This window comes from Spirulina sp. CS-785/01, from assembly GCF_028330525.1.
GTDB lineage: Bacteria > Cyanobacteriota > Cyanobacteriia > Cyanobacteriales > Spirulinaceae > JAQMSD01.
The window spans coordinates 1-2,543 of the sequence record NZ_JAQMSD010000264.1; the positions used below are offsets into that span (position 1 = coordinate 1).

Consider the following 2,543-nt stretch of genomic DNA (forward strand, 5'->3'; position numbering starts at 1 on the left):
ATAGGGAACAGGGAATAATAGGGAACAGGGAATAATAGGGAACAGGGAATAATAGGGAACAGGGAATAATAGGGAACAGGGAATAGGGAACAGGGAATAGGGAATAGTTGGTTGTTGGTTTTGTTTGTCTGAACCTTGGGTTAAAACCCAAGGCTGATAGCGAAAACCCGTTAAAACGGGTTAATATTTATAAGTTAACTCTCAACTCTTAACTCTCTGTATTTCCTTGGGCGAATAAACGGCCAATAACCTCCTCAATGGGGGGATCATTTACACTTAAATCTAAAATTTTTAATTTAGCTAATAACTCCTCCACTGTTTGAGTTAACTGTTCTCGACGGACAATAAAGCGCACATCTCGGCCTTCTATTGCTTCTATTTCTCCAAACGGTTCTAACTTCTCTCTAGAAAGACTTTCTGCTAACTCCACTTTAACTTCTCGATAGGGAGCAAACCGTTCTAAAAGTGCCTCTAAACTACCATCATATATTAATTGTCCTTCGTGAATGAGCATAACTCGTTCACACAAGGCCGTAATATCCGCCATGTAATGACTGGTTAATACAATAGTCGCTTGATACCGACGGTTATATTCTCGCAAAAAATCCCGAACTGCGGCCTGTGCATTCACATCTAACCCTAATGTTGGTTCATCTAAAAATAAGACTTGGGGATGATGTAATAAGGCCGCTAAAAGTTCCGCTTTCATCCGTTCTCCCAAGGATAACTTACGGACAGGTTGGTTTAATTTTCCCTCCAGAGAAAGTAAGTCAGACAGTTCCGAGATGCGATATTTAAACTCCTTTTCTGGTATCTTATAAACTGCCGCATTAATGCGTAAAGAGTCTAAGGCAGGTAAGTCCCAAAGGAGTTGTTGTTTTTGTCCCATAACTAGGCTCATTTTGCTTAAAAATTGCCCTTGACGACGGAATGGGACATACCCCGCAACCCGGATATTTCCCCCAGATGGGTGAATGAGTCCGGTGAGCATTTTTAAGGTAGTGGTTTTCCCTGCACCGTTAGCCCCCAAAAACCCCACAATTTCCCCCATTTCGAGGTGAAAGGAGACAGACTTCACGGCCTCAACATGGCGATATTGACGACGGAAAAAATGGGTTAATGTCCCCTTCAAACCGGGGTTTTTCACCGGAACTGGATAGGTTTTACTCAGGTTTTCAACGGTGATAATGGACATTTTTTTTGGGGTTGTTTGTTTGTTGTTAGTTATTGGTGAAAAAGGGAACAGTAAACAGTAAACAGTAAACAGTAAAGTTCTTGGTTCTTTGTTCTTCCCCATCTTCCCCATCTTCCCCATCTTCCTATCTCCCCCATCTTCAATTACCCATTACTCATTACCCCCATTTCTACCGTTGTCGATACCATGGCGGCCATGAGTTGTTCTACGGTGACGGGGAAGGGGAGGTGGTGAATATCGGACTTGGGGTTACAAGCGACGCTGGCCGCTTGGTGTAACTCGGCGAGGGTGATGTTGCCGAGGCCGAGATCATTGAGGTTTTTGGGGAGGCCAATGCGGTTATAAAAGTCGATCAGTTGGCCTCTGGCGGTGGTGGCCAGTTGGTTGCCTTGTACCATTTCCTCTAGGCGGAGTTGCACGAGGATGCCATAGGCGACTTTTTCGCCGTGGAGGATGTGGTGGGCGGCGGGGAGGTGGGTTAAGCCGTTATGGACGGCGTGGGCGGCGACGGTGCGGCATTGTGCGCCGCCTAACCCACCAATAACCCCCGCCAGTAAGACAGAGGCATCTACGACTTCGCGCCAGTCGTCACTACCGGGGGTTTCGAGGGCGTTGGCGGATTTTTGTAGGAGGATATCCCGGAGGATGCGGGCCTGTTGTACGGCGGCGATGGTGAGGGTAGCGGTGGCGTTGCCACTGCTGACGGAGGCTTCGTACCATTTTGCGATCGCATCTCCAATTCCCGCCACTAAAGTCCGTTGGGGAGCAGTCTGAACGAGATCATAGTCTAAAATCAGTAAATCTGGGCAGCGGGTGAGGCTCACATCGTACTGAAAGGCCCCTGCTTGGGTGTAAATGTTAGAGAGGGCAGTCCACGCGGCACAAGTCGCCCCAGAGGTGGGAATGGTGACGACGGGTAAGTGGTTTTGGTGGGCTAATAATTTGGCCGCATCGAGGGCTTTACCGCCTCCGACTCCGATAATTAAATCCGCGTTATGGTTGTCTAAGGAGTCCTGTAAGTGGGCGAGGGAGGCTTCAGAGCAGTCAGGGAGATAACTGGCGGAAACGCTGTTGAGGTTGTGTTGCTGACAAACCGGGGCGAGATGGGGTTCAATGAGAGCTAAGGTGCGATCGCCGCCTACAATTAAAGGCCGTTGTCCTAATTTGGCAATATTTTCTCCAGCTTGCGCCAAACTCTGATTTCCCCGTAACACTTGGGTTGGGGCAACAAATAGAGATTTTAGGGTTTGTGTCGTTTGCGTCTCTACTGACATAATTTACGTTGTTTGGTTCTTGGTCAAAAAAGGCAGAAGGCAGAAGGCAGAGGGCAGAGGGCAGAGGGCAGAGG

At 48.1% G+C, this 2,543-nt stretch carries 2 protein-coding genes; both read right to left on the reverse strand.

Features of this window, described 5'->3' with window-relative positions; translation table 11 throughout:
* Positions 1–208: 208 nt before the first annotated feature.
* Entirely contained in the window at positions 209–1,195 is a 987-nt protein-coding gene (locus PN462_RS17185) for an ABC transporter ATP-binding protein (RefSeq protein WP_272130049.1), read from the reverse strand.
* A gap of 143 nt (positions 1,196–1,338) precedes the next feature.
* Entirely contained in the window at positions 1,339–2,469 is a 1,131-nt protein-coding gene (locus PN462_RS17190) for an iron-containing alcohol dehydrogenase family protein (protein WP_272130050.1), read from the reverse strand.
* Positions 2,470–2,543 lie beyond the last annotated feature (74 nt).